The 23,608-nt window shown below is 68.7% G+C and carries 26 protein-coding genes; 8 read left to right on the top strand and 18 right to left on the bottom strand.

Features of this window, described 5'->3' with window-relative positions; genetic code table 11:
• Nucleotides 1–879: a tyrosine recombinase gene (locus H3309_RS15890; RefSeq protein ID WP_182295962.1), complete on the bottom strand. Its 879-nt coding sequence runs from the start codon at nt 877–879 to the stop codon at nt 1–3.
• A 59-nt stretch (nt 880–938) separates the two neighbouring features.
• Between H3309_RS15890 and H3309_RS15885 the strand changes: the two genes are divergently transcribed.
• On the top strand, nt 939–1,835 hold the full coding sequence (locus H3309_RS15885) for a hypothetical protein (protein WP_182295960.1): 897 nt from the start codon (nt 939–941) through the stop codon (nt 1,833–1,835).
• Between the two features lie 75 nt (nt 1,836–1,910).
• Here H3309_RS15885 and H3309_RS15880 read toward each other — a convergent pair whose 3' ends face one another.
• A complete protein-coding gene (locus H3309_RS15880; RefSeq protein WP_182295958.1) occupies nt 1,911–2,831 on the bottom strand; it encodes an SMP-30/gluconolactonase/LRE family protein in 921 nt (306 codons plus the stop codon).
• A 77-nt stretch (nt 2,832–2,908) separates the two neighbouring features.
• On the opposite strand from H3309_RS15880, the gene H3309_RS15875 reads away from it, so the two are divergent.
• A complete protein-coding gene (locus H3309_RS15875) occupies nt 2,909–3,277 on the top strand; it encodes a hypothetical protein (protein WP_182295956.1) in 369 nt (122 codons plus the stop codon).
• On the opposite strand, the gene ndk is transcribed toward H3309_RS15875, so the two are convergent.
• The 4 genes from ndk to H3309_RS15855 all read right to left on the bottom strand — a co-directional run bounded on the left by ndk (nt 3,267) and on the right by H3309_RS15855 (nt 7,041).
• Nucleotides 3,267–3,689 (bottom strand): nucleoside-diphosphate kinase, encoded by a 423-nt coding sequence (gene ndk, locus H3309_RS15870; RefSeq protein ID WP_182295954.1) that lies wholly within the window; start codon nt 3,687–3,689, stop codon nt 3,267–3,269. The two genes, H3309_RS15875 and ndk, sit on opposite strands and share 11 nt — an antisense overlap.
• An 81-nt stretch (nt 3,690–3,770) precedes the next feature.
• On the bottom strand, nt 3,771–4,205 hold the full coding sequence (locus H3309_RS15865; protein WP_182295952.1) for a DNA polymerase III subunit chi: 435 nt from the start codon (nt 4,203–4,205) through the stop codon (nt 3,771–3,773).
• The gene (locus tag H3309_RS15860; protein ID WP_182295950.1) at nt 4,202–5,704 is read right to left on the bottom strand and encodes a leucyl aminopeptidase; all 1,503 of its coding nucleotides are present in this window, start codon (nt 5,702–5,704) and stop codon (nt 4,202–4,204) included. Before H3309_RS15860 ends, H3309_RS15865 begins: the two co-directional genes overlap by 4 nt.
• Entirely contained in the window at nt 5,704–7,041 is a 1,338-nt protein-coding gene (locus tag H3309_RS15855; protein ID WP_182295948.1) for a dihydroorotase, read from the bottom strand. Before H3309_RS15855 ends, H3309_RS15860 begins: the two co-directional genes overlap by 1 nt.
• A gap of 46 nt (nt 7,042–7,087) precedes the next feature.
• Here H3309_RS15855 and ygfZ point away from each other — a divergent pair, with 46 nt between their 5' ends.
• The gene (gene ygfZ, locus H3309_RS15850; protein WP_182295947.1) at nt 7,088–7,837 is read left to right on the top strand and encodes a CAF17-like 4Fe-4S cluster assembly/insertion protein YgfZ; all 750 of its coding nucleotides are present in this window, start codon (nt 7,088–7,090) and stop codon (nt 7,835–7,837) included.
• On the opposite strand, the gene H3309_RS15845 is transcribed toward ygfZ, so the two are convergent.
• Nucleotides 7,805–9,004: a DUF418 domain-containing protein gene (locus tag H3309_RS15845; RefSeq protein WP_182295945.1), complete on the bottom strand. Its 1,200-nt coding sequence runs from the start codon at nt 9,002–9,004 to the stop codon at nt 7,805–7,807. The two genes, ygfZ and H3309_RS15845, sit on opposite strands and share 33 nt — an antisense overlap.
• A gap of 123 nt (nt 9,005–9,127) precedes the next feature.
• The gene (locus H3309_RS15840) at nt 9,128–10,006 is read right to left on the bottom strand and encodes an HpcH/HpaI aldolase/citrate lyase family protein (protein ID WP_182295943.1); all 879 of its coding nucleotides are present in this window, start codon (nt 10,004–10,006) and stop codon (nt 9,128–9,130) included.
• A 198-nt stretch (nt 10,007–10,204) separates the two neighbouring features.
• On the opposite strand from H3309_RS15840, the gene H3309_RS17475 reads away from it, so the two are divergent.
• The 3 genes from H3309_RS17475 (at nt 10,205) to H3309_RS15825 (ending at nt 12,372) form a co-directional block, all read left to right on the top strand.
• A complete protein-coding gene (locus tag H3309_RS17475) occupies nt 10,205–10,900 on the top strand; it encodes a PEPxxWA-CTERM sorting domain-containing protein (RefSeq protein WP_182295941.1) in 696 nt (231 codons plus the stop codon).
• A gap of 81 nt (nt 10,901–10,981) precedes the next feature.
• The gene (locus H3309_RS15830; RefSeq protein WP_182295939.1) at nt 10,982–11,935 is read left to right on the top strand and encodes an SPFH domain-containing protein; all 954 of its coding nucleotides are present in this window, start codon (nt 10,982–10,984) and stop codon (nt 11,933–11,935) included.
• Nucleotides 11,935–12,372, top strand: a complete 438-nt coding sequence (locus tag H3309_RS15825; RefSeq protein ID WP_182295937.1) for an NfeD family protein — start codon at nt 11,935–11,937, stop codon at nt 12,370–12,372. Before H3309_RS15830 ends, H3309_RS15825 begins: the two co-directional genes overlap by 1 nt.
• 3 nt (nt 12,373–12,375) lie before the next feature.
• Here H3309_RS15825 and H3309_RS15820 read toward each other — a convergent pair whose 3' ends face one another.
• The gene (locus tag H3309_RS15820) at nt 12,376–12,570 is read right to left on the bottom strand and encodes a hypothetical protein (protein ID WP_207791528.1); all 195 of its coding nucleotides are present in this window, start codon (nt 12,568–12,570) and stop codon (nt 12,376–12,378) included.
• 68 nt (nt 12,571–12,638) lie between these two features.
• Here H3309_RS15820 and H3309_RS15815 point away from each other — a divergent pair, with 68 nt between their 5' ends.
• The gene (locus H3309_RS15815; protein ID WP_182298853.1) at nt 12,639–13,520 is read left to right on the top strand and encodes an MBL fold metallo-hydrolase; all 882 of its coding nucleotides are present in this window, start codon (nt 12,639–12,641) and stop codon (nt 13,518–13,520) included.
• Nucleotides 13,521–13,532: 12 nt separating this feature from the next.
• Here the strand turns inward: H3309_RS15815 and H3309_RS15810 are convergent.
• The 5 genes from H3309_RS15810 to H3309_RS17585 all read right to left on the bottom strand — a co-directional run bounded on the left by H3309_RS15810 (nt 13,533) and on the right by H3309_RS17585 (nt 18,304).
• Nucleotides 13,533–14,475, bottom strand: a protein-coding gene (locus H3309_RS15810) for an IS630 family transposase (protein WP_182295935.1) whose coding sequence is annotated in 2 segments (ribosomal slippage) — nt 13,533–14,138 and nt 14,140–14,475 — 942 coding nt in all. Because the reading frame shifts where the segments join, the coding sequence is not laid out codon by codon here.
• A gap of 163 nt (nt 14,476–14,638) precedes the next feature.
• Entirely contained in the window at nt 14,639–15,469 is an 831-nt protein-coding gene (locus H3309_RS15805) for a transglutaminase-like domain-containing protein (protein WP_182295933.1), read from the bottom strand.
• A gap of 55 nt (nt 15,470–15,524) precedes the next feature.
• On the bottom strand, nt 15,525–16,379 hold the full coding sequence (locus tag H3309_RS17700; RefSeq protein WP_182295931.1) for an SPOR domain-containing protein: 855 nt from the start codon (nt 16,377–16,379) through the stop codon (nt 15,525–15,527).
• A complete protein-coding gene (gene argS / locus H3309_RS15795) occupies nt 16,379–18,103 on the bottom strand; it encodes an arginine--tRNA ligase (RefSeq protein ID WP_182295929.1) in 1,725 nt (574 codons plus the stop codon). The genes H3309_RS17700 and argS overlap by 1 nt, the downstream gene beginning before the upstream one ends.
• 72 nt (nt 18,104–18,175) lie before the next feature.
• Complete coding sequence (locus H3309_RS17585) at nt 18,176–18,304, bottom strand: hypothetical protein (RefSeq protein WP_256401486.1); 129 nt, start codon at nt 18,302–18,304, stop codon at nt 18,176–18,178.
• A 106-nt stretch (nt 18,305–18,410) separates the two neighbouring features.
• On the opposite strand from H3309_RS17585, the gene ftsH reads away from it, so the two are divergent.
• Nucleotides 18,411–20,390: an ATP-dependent zinc metalloprotease FtsH gene (ftsH, locus tag H3309_RS15790; RefSeq protein ID WP_182295927.1), complete on the top strand. Its 1,980-nt coding sequence runs from the start codon at nt 18,411–18,413 to the stop codon at nt 20,388–20,390.
• A 63-nt stretch (nt 20,391–20,453) separates the two neighbouring features.
• On the opposite strand, the gene H3309_RS15785 is transcribed toward ftsH, so the two are convergent.
• From H3309_RS15785 to coaE, 4 genes are all read right to left on the bottom strand, one after another.
• Entirely contained in the window at nt 20,454–20,606 is a 153-nt protein-coding gene (locus H3309_RS15785) for a PIN domain-containing protein (RefSeq protein WP_182295925.1), read from the bottom strand.
• Between the two features lie 17 nt (nt 20,607–20,623).
• On the bottom strand, nt 20,624–20,791 hold the full coding sequence (locus tag H3309_RS15780) for a hypothetical protein (RefSeq protein WP_182295923.1): 168 nt from the start codon (nt 20,789–20,791) through the stop codon (nt 20,624–20,626).
• A gap of 125 nt (nt 20,792–20,916) precedes the next feature.
• Nucleotides 20,917–22,851 (bottom strand): acetate--CoA ligase, encoded by a 1,935-nt coding sequence (acs, locus tag H3309_RS15775; RefSeq protein ID WP_182295921.1) that lies wholly within the window; start codon nt 22,849–22,851, stop codon nt 20,917–20,919.
• Nucleotides 22,852–22,860: 9 nt separating this feature from the next.
• On the bottom strand, nt 22,861–23,448 hold the full coding sequence (gene coaE, locus H3309_RS15770) for a dephospho-CoA kinase (protein ID WP_182295919.1): 588 nt from the start codon (nt 23,446–23,448) through the stop codon (nt 22,861–22,863).
• Between the last annotated feature and the right edge of the window lie 160 nt (nt 23,449–23,608).

Genomic DNA, 23,608 nt, shown 5'->3' with positions numbered 1-23,608 from the left:
TCAATCCGCCAGCGGGTGCCGCGACGCGACCAGCTCGACCAGCCGCGACGTTTCGACATGGGTGTAGATCTGCGTCGTCGCGATATCGGCATGGCCCAGCAGCGTCTGCAACGCGCGCAGGTCGGCGCCGCCCGCCAGCATGTGGGTGGCGAAGGCATGGCGCAGCACATGCGGGCTGACCCGCTCGGGCGCGATGCCGGCGCGCGCCGCCAGCGCCTTCACCAGCTGGAACAGCCGCACGCGGGACAGATGCGAGCGGCCCGAGGGAAAGAGGAACCGCGCCTCCTTCGGCACATTCGCCGCGTGCGCCTGCACCGCCGCGTTCGCCGCCGCGCTCACCGGCACCAACCGTTCCTTGTCGCCCTTGCCGCGCAGCATGGCGAACTCCTGGCCGGCCCGGATGGCATGGCGCGGCAGGCTGACCAGCTCGGTTGCCCGCAGGCCGCTGCCATAGAGCAGCTCCACCAGCGCGCGCAGCCGCGTGCCCGAGGGCGTCGGCGTCGCCTCTGCCACCGCCGCCAGCATCGCGTCCACCTCCGCCACGCTCAGCGTCTTCGGCAGCGCGCGTGCGGTGGCGACCGGCTCCAGCAGGCGGCTGGGGTCATCGCCTCGGATGCCCTCCGCCAGCAAAAACCCGAAAAACTGCCGCAAGGCCGAGCGTTTGCGCGCCACGCTCGCCCGCGCCAGGTCCCCCCAGCCCGCCAGCAGCCGCGCCAGTGCCACCGTGTCCGCCGCCGCCAGCCCGCCCGCCAGGGCTTCGCTCGCCCCCTCCAGGTCGCGGGCATAGGCCAGCAGCGTGTTGCGCGCCGCGCCGCGTTCGGCGCGCAGCATGTCCAGGAACAGCGCGATGGCGCGGGCGTCGCCGATGCTTTCGCTCATGCGCGCGACCGCCGAATCGGATAGGGTGGGGCAGGGCCGGTCATCGGCGGGAGGATGCCATGCGCCACGCGTTCGTCATAGCCATCGCCCTCATCGCGGGGGGCGCCGCCGCGCAAGGCTGCCCCGGCACCGCGAAGATGGCGGGCAACCAGCCGATCCGGCTCCTCGCCGACGGCAGCGTGCTGGCGAAGGCGAAGCTCAACATCAACATCGATGGCTCCGGCCGCGCCTATAACTTCGACAACAGCCGCGGCCTCATTCACCTGTGCAACGGTGCCCGCGTCCACCCCGCCGGCCGCCCCAGCTACGAGGGTAGCGAGAGCAACGCCACCTGCACCGGCAAGTTCATGACCGATCTCGCCCGCATCCGCGCCGCCGGCTGGAGCGACGGCAGCGTTGGCGGGGTCGAATGGTTCGGTGTCGTCGGCACCGGCAGCGCGCGGGTGAATGGCCGCACCGTCACCGGCGTGAAGCCCGCGGAGCTGCCCGACGGCTTCCTTGTCTCCCCCACCACGCTCGCCGACCCGGCCTTCGCCGTCACCGACCAGCGCCGCTATGTCGAGCCGCTGACCATCGCCACCGCCGTCATCCCCACCCGCAACCGGCTGACGCCGTTCGGTGTCCGCACCGGCACGCTCGGCGTCGCCTTCCGCGCCGACAAGGGCATCGCGGTGCCCTTCATCGTCTCGGACCTCGGCCCGCGCATCGGCGAAGGCTCGCCGGCGCTGGCGCGGCGCCTCGCCGGCATCGCTCCCGACCCCGCCCTGCCGCGCAGCGAGCGCTTCGTCGGCGCCGTCAGCAGCGACAGCGTCACCTGGGTCTTCTTCGGCGGCGACAGGCTGCCGCCGCCCTACACGGCGGAAACGGTGGAAACCGCCGCGAAGGCCGCGTTCGAGCGCTGGGGCGGCCTCGACCGGCTTCGATCCTGCGCTAGAGTGCATTTCGGAAAAGTGTGAAGCGGTTTTCCGATAAAAATGCACGACAACAAAAAGATAGACCCGCATTTTGATTCCATCAAAATGCAATAGGGTCTAGCCGTTGAACGCCAGCCGCAGCCCCGGCTTGTCGAACCGCGTCATCGCCAGCCTGCCGGTGGTGGACAGGCAGACCGCCGCCTCCCTCATGTCCGCGCCGCCAAAGGCGATGTTGGTCGTCAGCAGGTCGGGAAAATCGCGATAGCTGACATCGCCCGTCGCCGGATTGACCGTGGCGATCCCCGGCCGCTCCACCAGCGTCGCCTGCGCGATGTCGCCGTCCGCGAACATCGCCAGGCTGTCCAGCAGCACCCGCCCGGGGAAGCTCGCCGCCACCCGCCCCGGCACCGCCGCCAGCGGCGACGGCGCCACCTCGCCCTCCCCCGTAATCTCGAAGCTCAGGATCAGCCGCTGCATGGTCAGCGCAACATGCACCGTCCAGCCATCGGGCGACAGGCCGACGCCGTTGGGATGGTCGAGCGGATAGACTGCCTGTTTCACCAGTGATCCGTCGCTTCGCCCGTAAAACAGTCCGCCATGGTCGCTTTCCCGCGCCCGGATCTTGGCATGGTCGCTGAACCAGAAACCGCCGGCGGCATCGAACATCAGGTCGTTGGGGCCGGACAGGTTGTGGCCATTCACTGTCTGATAGACGCGCTCGACCCGGCCGGTGGACAGGTCGATGCGCTCGATCCGGCCGGTCTCATAATCGTCGGCCTGGGCACCGGGGATCAGCATCCCGTCGATGGTCGCCCAGTTGAACCCGCCATTGTTGCACACCCACAGCGCGCCGTCGGGGCCGATCGCCGCCCCGTTCGGCCCGCCGCCGGGTGTGGCGATGACATGGGTGGTGCCGTCGCGCCGCACCCGCGTGATGCGGCCTGCCGCGATCTCGCAGACGATGATGCTGCCATCGTCCATGAATACCGGCCCTTCGGGAAAGGCCAGCCCCTCGGCGATGATGTTGATGTCGCTCATGCCCGCTCTCCCTTTGGCGGACAGTTTACGCGGGCATGGTTCTGGAGCAAGGCCGCCAACACTGCTATGGTCATGTCATGAGTGAACTGGAGCCGATTTTCGCGGCCTTGCGTCCGCTGTTCGAGCGGCACGCCCGGTCATGTGTCGTAACAGCCGACAGCCCGACCGCCTATTATCTCGGCACGCATGAGGTGCGGGCGAAGGACGGCTACCGCACCAGCTTCGGCGGTGTCGAAATCAAGAAGAACTATGTCTCCGCGCACGTCATCCCGGTCTATGTCCATCCCGACATGCTGGCCCCGCTGTCAGCGGCGCTGGTCAAGCGGATGCAGGGCAAAAGCTGTTTCAACTTCGCCAAGGTCGATGCGCCGCTGTTCGCCGAACTCGGCGCGCTGATCGATGCCGGCGCCGCGCGCTTCCGCGCCGACGGTCGGCTCAGCCCGTGATCTCGGTCTGGGCGAAGAAATAGGCGATCTCGATCGCGGCATTTTCGTCGCTGTCGCTGCCGTGCACGCTGTTCGCCTCGATCGATTCGGCATGCACCTTGCGAATCGTGCCCTCATCCGCGTTCGCCGGGTTGGTCGCGCCCATGATGGCGCGGTTGCGGGCGACGGCGTCCTCGCCCTCCAGCACCTGCACCACCACCGGGCCGGAGATCATGAACGCCACCAGGTCGTTGAAGAAGGGCCGCTCGCGATGCACGGCGTAGAAGCCTTCCGCCATGGCGCGGGTCATCTGGATGCGCTTCGACGCCACCACGCGCAGGCCGGCACCTTCCAGCATCGCCGTCACCGCGCCGGTCAGGTTGCGGCGGGTGGCATCGGGCTTGATGATCGAGAAGGTGCGCGTCACGGCCATGGAAAAAGTCTCGCTCTGATGTTCGGGAATGGCGCGCGCTTTAGCCTGCGATGGTGCAGTGCACAAGTCTTGGGAAATGGCCTAACCCGCCTTCTGCCAGCCGCGCTCGCCCTGCTGCCAATAGGTGCGGGTCACGCCGTCGCGCCCGCCGATCGCCTTCCAGTCCGCGCGTGCCCGGGCATGGGCGTCGCTGCCTTCCTCGAACAGGTTGAACAGGCGGGTGAAGCCCTCGAACCCCGGCGGCACGCCGCGCCCCAGGCTGATCAGGTGGTCGGCGCCGTTCAGCGCTTGCGGTTCGCTGGCCAGCAAGACCGGCTGTCGGGCGGCGTCATCCCGACCGTGCGGCACGAAGCTGGCCGCATCGAAACTCCACAACGCCGCGTCCATCGCCGTCAGCGCCACCTCGTCGGCCCACAGCAGCACCCGCGCGCCGCTGGCATGCGCGCGCACCACCAGCTTCAGCGCCGCATCCGCCGCCGGCGTCCGGGTGCAGTGGTAGAAACCGATATCGGTCACGCGCCCTCAGCGGTATCCGCCACGAACCGGTCCAGCAACCGCACGCCGAAACCGGTCGCGCCCTTGTCGTGCAGCGTGTCGGCCTTGGATTTCCATACCGTGCCGGCGATATCCAGATGCGCCCACTTCACCCCGGGCTGCACGAAGCGCTGGATGAACTGCGCCGCGGTGATGCTGCCACCCTCGCGCGGGCCGACATTCTTCATGTCGGCAATCGCGCTGTCGGTCAGCTTGTCATAGGGGCCGCCCACCTCGCTCAGCGGCTGCCGCCACAATTTCTCGGCCGTCGCGGTACCGGCGGCTGTCAGTTGCGCGGCCAGGCCGTCATCATTGCTGAACAGCCCGGCATATTCATGGCCCAGCGACACGATGATCGCCCCGGTCAGAGTCGCCAGGTCGACCACCACCTCGGGCTTGTAGGTTTCCTGCGCCCACCAGATCGCGTCCGCCAGCACCAGGCGCCCCTCCGCATCGGTGTTGATCACCTCGATGGTCTGGCCGCTCATGCTGGTCACGACATCACCCGGCCGCTGCGCATTGCCGGCGGGCATGTTCTCCACCAGGCCGCAGACGCCGACCACCCGCGCGCGGGCCTTGCGCCCGGCCAGCGCCAGCATCGCGCCGGCCACTGCGCCGGCGCCGCCCATGTCCCACTTCATGTCCTCCATGCCGGCGGCCGGCTTGATGCTGATGCCGCCGGTGTCGAAACACACGCCCTTGCCCACGAAGACCACGGGCTTCGCCTCGGCGTCTCCGGTGCCGTTCCACTCCATCGCCAGCAGCTGCGATTCGCGCCGGCTGCCCTGGCCCACGCCCAACAGGCTGCCCATGCCCAGCGCGGTCATCTCCGCCTCGCCCAGCACCGTCACCTTCACGCCCGCCGGCTCGACGGCCGCACGCACGCGGGCGACAAAACTTTCCGGATAGATGATGTTCGCCGGCTCGGTCACCAGCTCGCGGGTCAGGAACACGCCGGCCTCCACCGCGGTCAGCGCCGCATGCGCCTCCGCGGCGCCGGGTGCCGAGCCAACGAGCGTCAGCTGCCGGAACAGGGCCTTTTCCGCTTCCGGCTGCTTGGTCTTGTACTTGTCCCAGCGCCAGGCGCGCAGGCTGGCGCCATGGGCGATGTGCGCCGCCGCGTCGGCCAGCGGGATGGCGGCATCGGCAAGGTCGGTCAGGTCGACGGCGGCATGCGCCGAGGCGGTCATCAGCTTCACCGCAACCGCGCTGCCGACCGACTGGAACACCGCCGCGTCGGCCTTGGCGATGTCCCCCAGGCCGACCAGCAGCAGGCGCGGCGCGGTCATGCCTTGCGGCGCCACCAGCTCCAGCACGCTGCCGGCCTTGCCGCTGAACTTCGCCGCCGCCATCGCCCGCGCCAGCTGGCCGCCGCTCAGCGCATCGGCCGCGCTGGCCCCGCCGCTCATCGCGCCGTCCGGCCCCGCCAGCACCACCAACACCGCGCCTTCGGGTGCAAACCCGGCAAAATCCACCTGCATCACAAATTGGCTCCCATCGTCTCTTCAAAGCGCAATGGCACGCCGGCGGGGGTTGTCGCCAGCGTGCCCTCCCACATCACCCGCTCGCCGCGGATCACCGTGCCAACCGGCTTCCCGGTCAGCGCCATGCCGGTGAACGGCGACCAGCCGCAGCGGCTGGCGAGCCAGCTCTCCTCCACCGTCCAGCGCGCCTTCAGGTCGACGATCGAGAAATCCGCGTCATACCCGGCGGCGATGCGCCCCTTGCCGACGATGCCGAACAACCGGATCGCGCCGGCGCTGGTCAGGTCCACCAGCCGCGCCAGCGTCAGCCGGCCCTCGTGCACATGGTTCAGCAGCAGCGGCAGCAGCGTCTGCACGCCCGGCATGCCGCTGGGTGTCGCCGGATAGTCCGCGGCTTTCTCGGGAAGCGTGTGCGGCGCATGATCGCTGCCGATCACGTCCACCACGCCCTGGTTCAGCCAGTGCCACAGCCCGGCGCGGTGCGCGCCACTGCGGATCGGCGGGTTCATCTGCGCATGCGTCCCCAGCCGCGGATAGGCCTCCTCGCCGGCGAGCGTCAGGTGCTGCGGCGTCACCTCGACGCTGGCGATATCCTTGTGCTGCGCCAGATACTCCAGCTCCGCCGGCGTCGTCACATGCAGGATATGCACGCGGCGGCGGTATCGATGCGCCAGGGTGACGGCACGCCGGGTCGCCAGCATCGCGCTTTCGTCGTCGCGCCACACCGGATGGCTTGCGGGATCGCCGGCGACCCGCAGGTTGGCGCGGGACTGCATCCGCGCCTCGTCCTCGGCATGGATCGCCACGCGGCGCCGGCCATGCGCCAGCACCCGTGCCAGCGTCTCGTCGTCCGGCACCAGCAGGCTGCCGGTCGACGCGCCCATGAACACCTTCACGCCGCAGCAGCCCGGCACGCGCTCCAGCTCGCCCAGCAGTTCCGCATTGTCGCCGGTCGCGCCCATGTAGAAGGCATGATCGGTCCACATCCGGCCCCTGGCGCGGGCCAGCTTGTCGGCCAGCGCCTCGGCACTGTCGGTATTGGGCTTGGTGTTCGGCATCTCGAACAGCGCGGTGATGCCGCCCAGCACCGCGGCGCGGCTGCCGCTTTCCAGATCCTCCTTGTGCTCCAGCCCCGGCTCGCGGAAATGCACCTGGGTGTCGATGGCGCCGGGCAGGAGGGTCAGCCCGCTGCAATCGACGCTTTTGCCGGCAGCACCGCCGCCCGGCGGCAGCAGCGCCGCCACCTTGCCGCCGCTGACCGCGACATCGATGGTCTCCGGCCCCGCCGGCGTCCAGACGCTGCCGCCGCGAAAGATCGTCTCAAAGCCTGCCATCGCTGCCCTTCACCGACTCCGGTTTCACGCCTATCTAGCCATCATCATGCCGCTTGCCCATCTTTCCGACCGCGCGCTGCTGCGGCTTTCCGGCGCCGACGCGCGGTCCTTCCTGCAAGGGCAGATCACCAACGACATCGCGCTGCTCGGCCCCGATGCGCCGCTCTATGCCGGGCACCTGAGCGCGCAGGGCAAGACGCTGTTCGCCTTCTTCCTGCATGCCGATGGCGGGGACGTGCTGATCGACCTGCCGGCGGCGCAGGCCGATGCACTGGCGAAACGCCTCACCCTGTATAAACTGCGCAGGGATGTGCGCGTCGCGCCGGAACCCGCGCTGGCCGTGTTCGCGCAATGGGGCGGAGGCGACCGGCGGTTCGCGGCGCCGCCGGGCGCGGCCGAACCCACCGCCGCGCTGGAGGACTGGCATGTCCATCGCCTCACCCTGGGCCTGCCCGATGGCGACGAAGCCACCGACCTGCTCTGGCTGGAAACCAATGCCGAGGCGCTGGGCGGCGTCAGCTTCACCAAGGGCTGCTATGTCGGCCAGGAAAACACCGCCCGCATGCACCACCGCGACAAGGTGCGGCGCAGCCTGGTGGCGCTGGTCACCGCCAGCGCGCACGCGCCGGGCACCGCGATCATGGCGCATACGCCCGCCGGCCCGAGGGAGGCGGGGACGATCCGCGGGGCGCGCCATGGCGAACTGCAGATGGCGCATGTGAAACGGGAATTCACCGATGCAACGCTAACGGTCGATGGCGACTCAGTGCGCTTCCACGGGCCGCCGGCGCGATAGCCGCGCGCCCGCCAGCCACCGCCACAGCCATTCGGCGGGCCCCAGGCGGAAGGCGCCGAGCCAGAGGTGACTGACAGCCAGCAGCAGGGCGAAGGTCGCCGCCGCCAGCAGCACCGTGTCCAGCATGCCGACATCGCCCATCAGCGCAAGGCCATGGCCGTAGAAGAGCGCGCAGCCGATCGCGCCGGAGGCGAGATAGTTGGTCAGCCCCATGCGCCCGGCGGGTGCCAGCAGCGCCTCCACCCGCCGCCCGCCGCGCGCGAACCACAGCGTGAACAGGGCGGCATAGCCGGCGGCGAAGATCGCGATGCCGACATAGGCCGCGCTGACCAGCGCGCTCGCCACCGGCGACAGCGCGATGCCGCCCAGCCGCGCGGCGTTGACGATGCACACCAGCAACCCGATCGGGATGCAGCCGATCGCCACGCGCCGCAGTAAGGGCCGATGCGCCGCCGGATCGGTCAGCAGCCCGACCCGTGCCACCCACGCCCCGATCAGGAAAGTGCCCAGCAGTGTGATGTCCGCCAGCACGGCATGGGCTGTATCGGTGCCGCGCCGGAACCAGGCCTGGCCGGCGAAAAAGTCCAGGCGGTCGAGCCAGTCGCCGTGCAGCAACAGCGCGCGGCCCGCTGCCGCGAAGGCCTTCCCATCCAGCGGCACGAGGCTGGGCACCGGCCCCGCCAGCAGTTCGATGGCCGCCAGCAGGAGCGGCGATCCCAGCACCAGCAGCAGCCCGACCCGCAGCAGCGCCGCCGGTCGCCAGTCGCGCGCGAACCAGAGCAGCAGGCCGAGGATGGCATAGGTGGCCAGGATGTCACCCCAGAACAGGAAGAGCTGGTTGAGCACCCCGATCAGGAACAGCGCGGCCATGCGTTGTGCATGGATGATGCCCGCCGGGCGACCCGACGCCGCGCCGCGCGCCAGGCTGATGGCGATGCCCATGCCGAACAGCATGGCGAACAGCATCCGTGCCTTGCCCTGGATCAGGATCAGGCTGAACGCCATCGCCGCCAGATCGGCGCCACCCGCGTGCAGCCGGATGTTCGGCCCGTCGAACCGCATCACCATCGCCCCGAAATTCATCACGATCACGCCGAACAGGGCCAGCGCCCGCAGCGCGTCGATCGATTGCAGGCGACCGCCTGCCTTGCCATCCGACACCGTCATCTCCGTCCATTGTCCGGCAGGGGCGATGAGGGGCCGGCGTGGCCGGCGGCGTGGCACCCGGCGTGGTGGACGGCGTGTTTTTTTGGGTTCGGAACGACAGGCTGATCCCGGGTCGCGTGATCCTCAGATCTCGCTCGCGATCTCCAGCGTGGCGGCGCCGATGCCGCCGATTTCCTCGGCCACTTTCAGCACGCGGTTGGCTTCCACCACGTGCAGCACCTCGATCAGCTTGCCCTTGAAGGTGGCGACGCCCCTGCCCTCGGCAACCGCTGTCGCATGCGCTTCGATCACGCCCTGCGCGTGCGCCACTTCCTCGGCGGTGGGGCTGAACAGGCGGTTGACGGTGGCGAGCTGGGAGGGGTGGATGCAGGTCTTGCCATCGAACCCCAGCGCCAGTCCTTGCCGCGTCTCGGCCTCCAGCCCGGCCTCGTCCTGGATGTCCACGAACACGCCGTCGAACGCCAGGATGCCGCTGGCGCGCGCGGCGTTGACGATGCGGCTGGCGGCGTAGAGCAGCGGCGCGCGATCGGCGCCCGGCCTGGCGCGCAGGTCCTTGGTCAGGTCGGCGAAGCCGCACACCAGCCCCTCGATGCCCGCCACATCGGCGATGGCGTCCACCGCCTGCACGCTGCGCGGGGTCTCGATCAGCGGCCACACCGGCAGGCCGCCGGCGCGCGCCACGGCGACGGCGGCATCGGTCGCGCCGTCGATCTTGGGCACCACCAGCACATCGGCGCCAGAGGCGGCGACCGCGGCGAAGTCCGCCTCGCTCCACGGCGTCGCCAGGCCATTGACGCGGATGGCGATTTCCCGCCGGCCCCAGCCGCCGGCCCTGACCGCCGCCACCGCCGCCTCCCGCGCCGCCTCCTTGGCCGCGGGCGCGACGGCATCCTCCAGGTCGATGATCACCACATCGGCCTCCAGGTCGCGGGCTTTCTCGATGGCGCGGGCATTGCTGCCGGGAAGGTAGAGGATGCTGCGGCGCGGGCGTTGGGACGGCATGGGCTTCTCCTGTTGCCCGCCGCTTCAAGCCGGTTCGGCGCCGCAAGTCAAAGCGCCGCGCCCGCGTCCAGGCCCGTTGCCCTTAATCCTTGTTTACCTTTTTGCCGCTTCAACAATGAAGGGAAATCGGCTAGGGAAATTGGCACGCGCCGTGCGGCAGATGGAGGTTTGCCGTGCGCCCGCATGAAAGGGTCGGTCATGAAATTGCGTCTGTTCGCGGCGGTTGCCGCTGCCTGTCTTGCCATTCCCGCGTCCGCGGCAACGCTGCTGGGGCCATCCCCCTATCTGTCCTTCGCCGACAGCCCGTTCAACGGCGGCACTTTCAGCCTTTTCACCTTGCAGACCTTTGACAATCAGGGCCTCGACACCAGCGAGGTGACCGCGAGCGCGGGCAGCTGGCTGAACTTCGGCACGCTCATCGATTCGGTCGGCGGCAACGGCTCCACGCCGGGCAGCTGGTATTCGAACGGGTCCTATTCGGTCACCTTCAGCTTCGCCAACTATGCCGCGCTGCACGGCGCGCTGCCCACCCACGCCGGGATCGTCTGGACCGACCTGGGGTTCAGCGACGGCGAATGCTGCGGCAGCTTCGCCGGCGTCGGCCCGGTGCGCTTCAGCGCGGTCGATGGCCTGGGCAATGCGCTCGGCACGCTGTCCGCCACGGTCGGGGACGGCGTCGCCAACGGCACCACGGCGGAGGATCGTTTCTTCGGCGTGATCAATCCCGGCGGCATCGGGTCCATCACCATCACCATGCCGTTCAGCACCGATTGGGAAGTCGATCACCTGCAATATGGCAGCATGGTTCCCGAACCCGCCACCTGGGCGATGCTGATCGCCGGCTTCGGCCTCGTGGGCGGCACCTTGCGTCGGCGGCGGGCGGCCATCGCCTGACCGCGGATCGCGCCGCCGATTTCGCTATCGGCGTGCCTTCCGTGCGGGTAGATTGTTGCGATCCAACGCAAAGGTCACCCCATGGAAGGCGGCGCCATCTTCTCCCTCGTGCTGTTCGTGCTGGCCGTCGTGGCGGTCAGCCAGGCGGTCGTCGTGGTGCGGCAGGGCTTTGAATATACGCTCGAACGCTTCGGCCGCTACACCACCACGCTGAAACCGGGGTTCAGCCTGATCATCCCCTTCATCGACCGCGTCGGCCGGCGCGTGAACATGATGGAGCAGGTGCTGGACATCCCGACGCAGGAAATCATCACCAAGGACAATGCCATCGTCGCGGTCGACGGCGTCGTCTTCTACCAGGTGCTGGAAGCGGCGAAGGCGGCGTACGAGGTCAGCGACCTGGTGGTCGCCACCACCAACCTGTCGCAGACCAATTTGCGCACGGTGATGGGCAGCATGGACCTCGATGAGACGCTGTCGAAGCGCGACGAGATCAATGCCCGGCTGCTGAGCGTGATCGACCATGCCACCAGCCCCTGGGGTGTGAAGGTCACCCGCGTGGAGGTGAAGGACATCCGGCCGCCGTCCGACATCGTCAACGCCATGGGCCGGCAGATGAAGGCGGAACGGGAGAAGCGCGCCGTGATGCTGGAGGCCGAAGGCCAGCGCGCCGCCGACATCCTGCGGGCGGAAGGCGCCAAGCAGGCGCAGATCCTGGAAGCCGAGGGCCGGCGTGAGGCGGCCTTCCGTGACGCCGAGGCGCGGGAGCGCAGCGCCGAGGCCGAGGCGGCGGCGACCAAGATGGTCAGCGAGGCGATCGCCAACGGCAACACGCAGGCGATCAATTACTTCGTGGCGCAGAAATATACCGAGGCGCTGACGGCGTTCGCCACCAGCCCGAACGCGAAAACCCTGTTCCTGCCGCTGGAGGCGAGCGCGCTCATCGGCAGCATCGGCGGCATCAGCGAGCTGGTGAAGTCCGCCGGCCTGCCGGCGAAGGATGGCGGCGCTTCGCCCTGGGGGCCGCGGCCGTGATGACAGACAGCCTGTTCAATCCGTGGATGTGGCTGGTGCTCGCCGCGGTGCTGGCCGGGGTGGAAATCTTCCTGCCGGGCGCCTTCATGATCTGGCTGGCGGTGGCGGCGGTGATCACCGCGGCGACCACCGCGCTGCTCGGCCTGGGCGCGCCATGGCAGCTGGCGGCGTTCGCGCTGTTCGCGCTGCTTTCCATTCTGGGCAGCAAGCGGCTGGCGCGGCGGCACCCGATCGCGTCCGACGATCCGGCGCTGAACCAGCGCGGCGACCGGATGGTGGGGGCGCGGGTGGTGGTGCTGGATGCCATCGTCAACGGGCGCGGACGGGTGCAGGTGGGCGACAGCCCCTGGCAGGCGGAGGGACCGGACAGCGCGCCCGGTACCCCCATGCGCGTCACCGCCGTGAACGGCGCGCTGCTGACCGTGGAGCGGCTGTAGGGTTTAGATGGGTTTGGCGCCCGGTGTCCCGCACTTGGCGAACTTGCCCTTCTCGTCCTTGCATTTGGTGCCCTTGGCCGGCGCGGCGTCGGCGCATTTGATGAACTTGCCGTTCGCGTCGCGGCATTGCTTCGCCTGCACCGCGACCGGTGCCCCCAGCAGCCCCAGCATCGCCACCGCCATCAACAGTTTCGTCATCGCGCTTCTCCCGACTATAGCGGGGGCATCCTTCCGCACGGCGCGGCCAAGGTCAACGGGTGAGCGGCATGGAAAACAGCGCGATTGACGAGCTTCTGGCCAAGGCGCCCTTCGGCGTCGCCGAGCGGCTGTCGCCGCGGGTGCGCCGCGTGCTGGCGAAAAACCCCTCGCCCTTCACCTACACCGGCACCGGCACCTACATTGTCGGCAGCGGACAGGTCGCCGTGATCGACCCCGGCCCGCTGGACGAGGCGCATCTGGCCGCGCTGCACGCCGCGGTCGCCGGCGAGACGGTCGCCGCCATCCTGATCACCCACACCCACATGGACCATTCGCCGGCGGCCCGCCCCTTCGCCGCCGCCACCGGCGCGCCGGTCATTGGCTGCGCGCCGCTGGTGCTCTCCGACGATGGCCCGCGCGCCGACGCCGGGTTCGACGCCAGCTATGCGCCGGACCGCGTGCTGGCCGACGGCGAGCGTGTTTCCGGCCCGGACTGGACGCTGACCGCCGTCGCCACGCCGGGCCATACCTCCAACCATCTCTGCTATGCGCTGGCAGAGGAGAAGGCGCTGTTCACCGGCGACCATGTCATGGGCTGGAGCACCACCGTCGTCGCGCCACCGGATGGCGACATGGCGGCATACATGGCCTCGCTGGCGCTGCTGCTGGACCGCGATGACGGCGTCTATTACCCCACCCACGGCGCCGCCATCACCGAGCCGCAGCGGCTGGTGCGCGGCCTGATCACCCACCGCCGGCAGCGCGAGACGCAGATCCTGACGCAACTGGCGACCGGGGAGAAGACGATCCCCGCGATGGTGGCGGTGATGTATGCGGCGGTCGACCGCGCGCTGCACCCGGCAGCGGGGCGAAGCGTGCTGGCGCATCTGATCGACATGCGCGCGCGCGGGCTGGTGCGGCAGACGCAGTCGGGCTGGGCGCGCGCCTAGAGTCTGTCCTGTTTAGATTGAGGCATACCCGCTGTTTTTGAGGTAGTTGGCGCACTCGTGCGGAGGGAAGGCGTTGAGGAGGTGGCCGATGCGTTTCCATGTTGCCTCGACGGTCCGTTCGGCGGCTTTGCGTAAGAGCAGCTTGAGCTTGGCGAAGACCTGTTCGATTGGATTGAGGTCGGGGCTGTAGGGCGGGAGGAACAGGAGCTTGGCGCCTGCCGCCCGGATTGCTTTGCGCACGGCCTGCCCCTTGTGACTGCCGAGATTGTCCATGATGACGATGTCGCCGGGTGAGAGGGTTGGGACGAGGAACTGCTCGACATAGGCGGTGAAGAGCTGGCCATTGATGGGTCCGTCGAGCACGCAGGGCGCATCGATCCGGTCACAGCGCAGAGCGGCAACGAAGGTCAGCGTTTTCCATTTGCCGAACGGGGCCTTGGCGATGAGCTTGCTGCCACGCCTGGACCATCCCCTAAGCGGGGTCATATTGGTCTTGGCCCAGGTCTCGTCGATGAAGACCAGCCGCCTTGGATCAAGCCGGCCCTGATACTTCTGCCACTGCGCCCGCCGCCGCGCGATCTTCGGGCGATCCTGTTCGCTGGCGAACAGGCTTTTTTTTGAAGCTGTGGCCGGCCTTGCGCAGCAACGACCACACCGTGTTCGGGCTGACCCGGTAACCGCGTTCGGCCAACTCCACCGCCAACCCTCGCACCGTCAAATGCGGGCACTCCTCGAGCCGCAGCAGCATCCATTGCTGCTCGCCCGCCAAGACCCGCCGCTTGCGGCCCCCCATCGGGCGCGAACCAGCACTGCCCGTCTCCCGCAACCGCTGCGACCACTTCAACGCGCTCGCCACGCTCACACCGAACAACGCTGCAACCTCGCGACCCGATCGGCCCGACAAAACCGCCGCCGCAACACGCTCTCGAAGATCATCGCAATAGGCTCGTGCCATCGCTGCCGGCCTCCTGCCCAGCCAGCAGCTTGAATCACAATCATGCCCCCTTGGGAATCCCCCATCGACTCAACCTAATTAGGACAGACTCTAAGCTCCTCCCCCACTTGTGGGGGAGGTGTCAGCGCCGCAGGCGATGACGGAGGGGGCCCTCGTCTTCCGCTCAGGCCGCCAGCGCCACCCGCTCCTCCACCACCTCGTCGGTATGCACCGCGAATCCCGCCAGCGTCGCCGCGCCGAAGGTCGTGCTCAGCGCCACATCGGCGGCATCGCGCCCGGTCGCCATCAGGATGCGCCCCACCCGCGGCACATTGTGCCGGGCATCGAAGGTCCGCCACTGGCCGCCCAGGAACACCTGGAACCAGGCACTGAAATCCATCGGAAACGGCACCGGCGGCACCGCGATGTCCCCCAGATAGCCGGTGACATAGCGCGCCGGAATGTTCAGTGCCCGGCACAGCGTCACCGCCAGATGGGCATAGTCCCGGCACACCCCCTTGCGCTCGGCATGCGCCTCGCTCGCCGTGCGGGTCGCCCGCGCATGGGCATAGCCGAAGGCGATGCGTTCGTGCACATAATCGCACACCGCCTGCACCCGGCCCCAGCCCGGCCGCACCGTGCCGAACATTTGCCAGGCGGTGTCGGACAGCGCCTCAACATCGCAATAGCGGCTGGGCAGCAGGAACTGTATCACCTCGTCGGGCAGCCGCTCGATCCGGTGCTCCGCCAGCTCCGGCATCACCGGATCGGGCAGGCCGCTGTCCTCGATCACGAAATCCGTCGACAAGGCGGTCCGCCCCTCGGGCAGCAGCAGGCGGTGCACCATGTTGCCGAACATGTCGTGATAGCAGTGCGGCATCAGCCCGCGGTCGTTCAGCATGCGATCGAGCGTCAGCAGGTCGCCCCGTCGCGTCGGGTGCACGCTCAGCATCAGCAACGCCGGCGTCGGCGCCGGACAATCAAAGGTCAGTTGGTAACCCGCCCGGATACGCATCGCCGAAACTCCTGCTGATAAGGGCAGAAATGCGACAATGCGGTGAAGGTTCCCGTCAGTTCACTACGCTGCAATCCTCGCCCGCCACCTTCAGCCGGGCACACAGGTTGGCGGCGTCCGCCGCCCCGCTGGCGCGCAGCCGATACAGCGTCACCCCGTCCCGCGCCACCGGCGCGATCACCGGCGTCAGCCCGGCCAGATACTGGAAGCGCTTCGAATAGCCCTTCCACGCCTCCCGCGCCTTCGCCTCCGATGAAAATGCCCCCAGCTGCAACAGGCCGGCGCCACCAAGCGCGGCAACCTCCACCGGTTTCGGCGCCACCACCGGCGGCTTGGGCGCCGCCTTTTCCACCACCGGCTTCGCCACCACCTCGGCCTTCGCCACCGGCGGGATCGGCGCCGGTTTTGCGGCCGGCGGCAGAGGCTTCGACGGTGCCGCCACCGGCGGCAACAGGGGTTTGGGCGGCGGCGCGGTGGCGGCCGGCGGCAACACCACCCCGTCCGGCGTCACCGGAATCACCTCGGTCCCCGGCCGTTCCACCGGCGCCTCGGGCACCGCATTCAGGTCGATCGTCCCCCCCGGATCCGCCCCGTCGCCGGCGTCATAGACCAGTTGCCCCTGCCCCTCCACCGGTGTTCCGCCCGGCGTCTCCGGCCGTTCCTTCCACGGCCCGGGGTTGGGAATAGTCTGCACCTCCCCGCCCATCGCCTGCACCTCGATCGGCGAATCGCTGCGCTTCACGATCAGCGCGACGCCAACCGCCACGCCCACCGCCACCAGCAGCAGCCCGATCACCACCAGCCACAGGAAGTTGCGCCCCACCAGTGTGTGCGTCGGCGCCTCCTCCTCGGCTTCCTCCAGCCACGGCGGCCGCGCATCCGCCGGTGAAGGTCCGCGCCGTTCCACCATCAGCGCATCTCCTCCGCCGCTTCCACGCCCATCACCGCCAGCCCGGTGCGGATCACGCCGGCAATCGCCTCGGCCAGCCCCAGCCGCGCCGCCGTCAACGCCGCATCCTCCGGCATCACCAGCCGCTTGGTCGCATCATCATTGCCCCTGTTCCACAGCGTATGGAACGCGCTCGCCAGGTCGTGCAGGAAGAAGGCCACGCGATGCGGCTCCCGCGCGTCCGCCGCCATCGCCACCACCCGCGGCCACTGCGCCGCCAGCTTCACCAGCCCCAGCTCGTCCGCGTCCAGCAGCGCGAAGTCCGGCGCCGGCAGCGCCATCCCCGCCGCCTTGCGCCTCGCGGAGCAGGCGCGGGCATGGGCATATTGCACGTAGAAAACCGGATTGTCCCGGCTCGCCTCCACCACCTTCGCGAAATCGAAATCCAGCTGGCTGTCGCTGCGCTTGGTCAGCATGATGAAGCGCACGACATCCTTGCCGACCTCGCGCACCACATCGGCAAGCGTCACGAAATTGCCCGAGCGCTTGGACATCTTAACAGGCTCGCCGGCGCGGAACAGCCGGACCATCTGCACCAGCCGCACGTCCAGCCTGACCTGCCCTCGCGTCAGCGCCTCCACCGCGGCCTCGATCCGCTTCACCGTGCCGGTATGGTCGGCGCCCCAGATGTTCACCAGCGCGCTGGAGCGCCCCGCCTTCATCGCATGATAGGCCATGTCGATGCCAAAATAGGTCCGGCTGCCGTCGCTCTTGCGGATCGGCCGGTCGACATCGTCGCCGAACGCCGTGCTGCGGAACAGCGGCAGCACCGTCGCCTCATAATCCTCCGGCACCTCGCCCTTCGGCGGCGGCAGCGTGCCGTCATAGACCAGGCCGCGCGCCCGCAGATCCGCCTCGGCCGCATCGACCGCGCCGGAGGCCTGCACCGCCGCCTCGCTGGAAAACAGGTCATGATGGATGCCCAGCAGCGCCAGGTCGGCGCGGATCATGTCCATCATCGCCGCCACCGCGCGGGTGCGGAACAGCGCCAGCCATTCGCCCTCACCGGCGCCGACAAAGCGCGCGCCGAACTCGGCCGCCAGACCTTGCCCCACCGGCACCAGATAATCCCCCGGATACAGCCTCTCCGGGATCATGCCGACATCCTCGCCCAACGCCTCGCGGTAGCGCAGGTGCACCGATCGCGCGAGCACATCCACCTGTCCGCCCGCGTCATTGACATAATATTCGCGCGTCACCTTGTGCCCCGCGAACGCCAGCAGGCTCGCCAGCGCATCGCCGACCACCGCCCCCCGGCAATGCCCCATGTGCATCGGCCCCGTGGGGTTGGCGCTCACATATTCCACATTCACCGGCAGCGTCTCCGCCGCCGGCGCTCCGCGCCCATAGTCCGCGCCCGCCAGCAGGATCGCGCGCAGCTCCGCTTCCCACACGCCGCGCGCCAGCCGCAGGTTGATGAACCCCGGTCCCGCCACCTCGGCGCTCTCGATCCCCTCATGCCGCGCCAGCGCGCCCGCCAGCCGCACCGCCAGAACCCGCGGGTTCGCGCGCGCCGCCTTCGCCAAAGCCATCGCCGCGTTGGACGCCAGGTCGCCATGCTCCGGATCGCGCGGCGGCTCCAGCGTCAGCACCGGCAAGGCAGTGTCCGACGGCAGCGTACCCTCCGCCACCAGCCCCGCCACCGCCGCGTCCACCGCCTCGCCGAACCGATCAAAAAGGGTCACCGTCACACTCTCATCCGCTGCAAGCGCGCGTCCTTACCCCGTCCGCGCCCGGAACCGCAACGATTGCCTGCGTCAAAGCGAGCCGACAATCGCCAGCAGCGCCACGAACAGCAGCGTCCCGGCCGCAGCCATCGCCGTCACCACCAGCAGCAGCCAGGCCAGCGCATGCCACAGTGACCGGCTCCGCCATTGTTTCAGCATCCCGCCTGCATCCCTCTCATCGATTGCGGCGAACAGTCTTCCCACTTTTGTTCAATTGCAACGACGCCCCGCCGTCCCTATTTGGAGTGCCGAAAGTGAGTCTGCCATGCCCGACCCGAAAAAGCCGCAGAACCCGTTGATCCGCAACCTGCTGATGTGGGGCGGCATCCTGATCGCGCTGGTGCTCCTCGTGCAGCTCTTCCAGGGCCCCTCCAAGACCGAGGCCGCCGGCCAGCAGATGGCCTATTCGGAATTCCTCACCAAGGTCGATGAGGGCCAGGTCCGCAACGTCGAAATTTCCGGCCGCCAGATCGCCGGCAAACTCGCGAACGACAGCGAGTTCCGCACCTACAACCCCGGCGACCCCGAACTTATCAGCCGCCTGCGCGCCAAGAACGTCACCTTCGACGCCCAGCCGGAGGAACGCCCCAGCCTGCTCAGCCAGATCATCGTCGGCGCGCTGCCCTTCATCATCATGATCGGCATCTGGATCTTCTTCATGCGCCAGATGCAGAATGGCCAGGGCCGCGGCGCCATGGGCTTCGGCAAGTCGAAGGCGCGCATGCTCACGCAAAAGGACGGCCGCGTCACCTTCGACGATGTCGCCGGCATCGACGAGGCGCGCGAGGAGCTGCAGGAAATCGTCGACTTCCTGAAGGACCCGTCGAAATTCCACCGCCTCGGCGGCAAGATTCCCAAGGGCGCGCTGCTCGTCGGCCCGCCGGGCACCGGGAAAACCCTGCTCGCCCGCGCCATCGCCGGTGAAGCCAACGTCCCCTTCTTCACCATCTCCGGCTCCGACTTCGTCGAGATGTTCGTCGGCGTCGGTGCCAGCCGCGTGCGCGACATGTTCGACCAGGCGAAGAAGAACGCGCCCTGCATCATCTTCATCGATGAAATCGACGCCGTCGGCCGCCATCGCGGCGCCGGGCTGGGCGGCGGCAATGACGAGCGCGAACAGACGCTGAACCAGCTGCTGGTCGAGATGGACGGCTTCGACGCCAATGAAGGCATCATCATCGTCGCCGCCACCAACCGCCCCGACGTGCTCGATCCCGCCCTGCTGCGCCCCGGCCGCTTCGACCGGCAGATCGTCGTCGGCCGCCCGGACATCGAGGGGCGCGAACGCATCCTCGCCGTCCACATGCGCAAGGTGCCGCTCGCACCCGACGTCAACCCCCGCGTCATCGCCCGCGGCACGCCAGGCTTCAGCGGCGCCGACCTCGCCAACCTGGTGAACGAGGCAGCACTCCTCGCCGCCCGCCGCTCGCGCCGCCTCGTCTCCATGAAGGAGTTCGAGGACGCCAAGGACAAGGTCATGATGGGCGTCGAACGCAAGTCGATGGTCATGACCGAGGACGAGAAGAAGATGACCGCCTATCACGAGGCCGGTCACGCCGTTGTCAGCGTCCACGAACCCGCCAGCGACCCCATCCACAAGGCTACCATCATCCCGCGCGGCCGCGCGCTCGGCATGGTCATGCGCCTGCCCGAACGCGACAATTACAGCTACCACCGGGACAAGATGCACGCCAACCTCAGCGTCGCCATGGGCGGCCGCATCGCCGAGGAGCTGATCTTCGGCCATGACAAGGTCTCGTCGGGCGCCAGCGGCGACATCCAGATGGCGACCGGCCTTGCAAAAGCAATGGTCACGCAATGGGGCATGTCCGACACGCTCGGGCCGCTGCAATACAGCGAGAACCAGGAGGAGGTGTTCCTCGGCCACAGCGTCACCCGGCAGCAGAATGTCTCCGAACAGACCGCGCAGCTGATCGATGCCGAGGTGAAGCGCATCGTCATGCAGGGCTATGATCGCGCCAAGTCGATCCTCAGCGAGAATATCGACCAGCTGCACGCCCTGGCCAATGCCCTGCTGGAATATGAGACGCTGACCGGGGACGAGATCAAGCGCGTCATGGCCGGCGAGAGCATCGACCGCCCCGACAGCGCCGCCAAGCTTCCCCCGCTGGGCATCGGCGGTGTCGCCGGCATTCCCAAATCGGGCCGGCGCAGCGGCGGCGGCCTGGGTGGCGCGGCCCCGGCCACGCCCCGCACCATGGGCGGCGACCAGCCCGGCGCGTAATCGCCCGAACCTCCTGAAACCGGCCGGCTGTCCCCCCGACAGCCGGCCTTTTTCATGGCCCGCTTACGCCTGCGACCAATCCTCCACCCGCAAGCCCGCCACATCGGCAAAATCGTCCGGGTTCAACGTCGCCAGTGGCAACCCCCGCACCAGCGCCGTCGCCGCAATCATCCGGGCCAGCAATCGCGGTTCACCATCCCGCAAAGGAATGGCCACGCTGGTGTCCAGCAAAATCAATCGAACAGCCCCGGCCGTTCCGGATATTCGAACGGCTCACGCGCCTGAACGCCATCCGCCGGCACCCCCAGCTTGCGCATTCTCGCGACCATCTCGGCGAAGTTCAGCCGTTCCGGCGACAGCGGCGCGATCACCACCTCATCGCCGCGCCTTTCGATCCGCACATCGGTTCCCACGCCAAACCCCAGCCCGCGCGGCAAGCGAACCGCCTCGCTGTTGCCAGACTGGAATGTCCTGCTTTTCGCAACCGCCTTTGTCACACCTCGTATATCCAATATACACGAACACTCTACCGGTTCAACCGCCCCGCCACCAGCGCCTCCACCACCGCCGGGTCCGCCAGCGTGCTCACATCGCCCAGGCTGCCATGCTCATTCTCCGCGATCTTGCGCAAAATCCGCCGCATGATCTTGCCGCTGCGCGTCTTGGGCAGCGCCGGCGTCAGATGGATATGGTCGGGCGAGGCAATCGGCCCAATGCTGCGCCGCACCTCGGCCCGCAAATCCGCCACCAGCGCGTCCGAACCCTCCACCCCCGCCTTCAGCGTGACATAGGCATAGATGCCCTGCCCCTTGATGTCGTGCGGGAACCCCACCACCGCCGCCTCGGCGACCGCCGCATGGCCCACCAGCGCACTCTCCACCTCCGCCGTCCCCAGCCGGTGGCCGGACACGTTGATCACGTCATCCACCCGCCCCGTGATCCACCATTGCCCGTCGGCATCGCGCCGCGCGCCGTCGCCGGTGAAATACAGCCCGTGATAGGCGGTGAAATAGGTCTCCACAAAGCGCTGGTGATCGCCATAAACCGTCCGCGCCTGCCCCGGCCAGCTCGCCGTCAGCACCAGGTTGCCGCTGACATCATTGCCCTCGATGAAGCGCCCGTCCGCATCCACCAGCGCCGGCGCCACCCCGAAGAATGGGAACCCCGCCGCCCCCGGCTTCGCCGGATGGGCGCCGGGCAGCGGCGTCATCATCGCGCCGCCGGTCTCGGTCTGCCACCAGGTGTCGACGATCGGCAGCCGCCCCTTGCCCACCACCCGGTGATACCAGCGCCAGGCCTCGGGATTGATCGGCTCCCCCACCGTCCCCAGCAGCCGCAGGCTCGACAGGTCGTGCCGCTCAACCGGCGCCTCGCCTTCGCGCATCAGGCTCCTCAGCGCCGTCGGCGCCGTATAGAAGATATTGACCTTGTGCTTCGCCACCACCGCCCAGAAGCGGTCCACCTCCGGCCAGGTCGGCACCCCCTCGAACATCAGCACCGTCGCCCCCGCGGACAGCGGGCCGTAGACGATATAGCTGTGCCCGGTCACCCACCCCACATCCGCCGTGCACCAGAACAGCTCGCCCGCACGATAATCGAACACCGTCTCGAACGTCAGGTTCGCCCACAGCAGATAGCCCGCCTGTGTATGCAGCACGCCCTTCGGCTTGCCGGTGGAGCCACTGGTATAGAGGATGAACAGCGGATCCTCCGCCCCCATCGGCTCCGGCGGTGACACTTTCGCCACCCCGCCCCGCACCTCATGCCACCAGCGGTCGCGCCCCGGCACCATCGCCACCTCGGCGCCGCTATGGCGCACCACCAGCACCGCCGCCACCCGTGGCTCGATCGCCAGCGCGGCATCGACATGGGCCTTCAGCGGCACGACCTTGCCGCCGCGCATCCCGGCATCCGCCGTCACCACGAAACGGCTGTCGGCATCGGCAATCCGGCCGGCGATCGCCTCCGGGCTGAAGCCGCCGAACACCACGCTGTGCACCGCGCCCAGCCGCGCGCAGGCCAGCATCGCCACCGCCGCCTCCGGGATCATCGGCATGGTGATCGTCACCCGGTCGCCGCGCCGCACGCCCATGTCGGCCAGCGCATTCGCCATCCGGCAGGTTTCCCCCAGCAACTCGCCATAGCTCAGCCGCCGGTTCGGCACCGCCGGATCATCCGCCTCCCAGATGATCGCCAGCCGCTCCGGATCGGCGGCCGCCCAGCGATCCAGACAGTTCACGCTGACATTCAGCACCCCATCCTCGAACCAGCGGATGTTCACCGGGTCCCAGCGCCAGTTGCCCATCACCCGCGGCTTGCGCACCCACTGCAAACGATCAACCTGCCCGCGCCAGAAAGTGTCCGGATCGGCCAGCGCCTGCCCGTGCATCGCCGCATAGGTGGCCGCATCGCACCGCGTCCCCGCCGCCGCTGCCGCACTCACCGGATAGATGTCATCCATCACCCACTCCTATCCCAGTTCGCGCACCAGCGCGCGAACCGTCCGCCAAGTCAGCAACCGCCCGCGGCCGGTCTCCACCACCAGATCGGCGCGCGCGCGCTTTTCGGCATCGCCCATCTGCTGCGCCAGGATGCCCGCGAACTTGTCCCGCGTCATCCCCGGCCGCGCCAGCACCCGCCCGCGCTGCACCCGCGCCGGCGCGCTCGCCACCACCGTCATGTCAACCGTTCGCCAGCCGCCCTTCTCGAACAGCAGCGGCACATCCAGCACAACCAAGCGCTTGTGCCGCCAGCGCCGCCGAAACCGCGCCTGCGTCTCCGCGATCAGCGGGTATAGTATCCCCTCCAGCACCCGCAGTTTCTCCGGCGCGCCGAACACCGCCGCCCCCAGCTTCGCCCGATCCAGCCCCGCCACCCCCGTCACCCCCGGAAACGCCGCCTCGATTCGCCCCAGCGCCGCCCCCCCGGGCCCCTGCAACGCCCGCACCGCCGCATCGGCATCATAGACGGGCACCCCCAACCGCCGGAACATCGCCGCCACCGTGGATTTCCCCATCCCGATGCTCCCGGTCAATCCAATCACCACGGGTCGTCTCATCGACCAATTCTCATCGTATCGATCAACAACAAGGGCATGGACGCGCAATACCCCTCCTGCCCCGCGAAGCGGAGAGCGGGAAGTCGAAGACGGCGCAAAGCGCCAGCGGCGACTCGCCAAAGGCGAGCGGGGGTGGGTGTTTGTCTGCAGTTAGCACCCC

Origin of the sequence: Sandaracinobacteroides saxicola (assembly GCF_014117445.1) — a bacterium.
Lineage (GTDB): Bacteria > Pseudomonadota > Alphaproteobacteria > Sphingomonadales > Sphingomonadaceae > Sandaracinobacteroides_A > Sandaracinobacteroides_A saxicola.
Note: the sequence above shows the minus strand (reverse complement) of the source record. Positions and strands in the feature narration are given on the sequence as shown.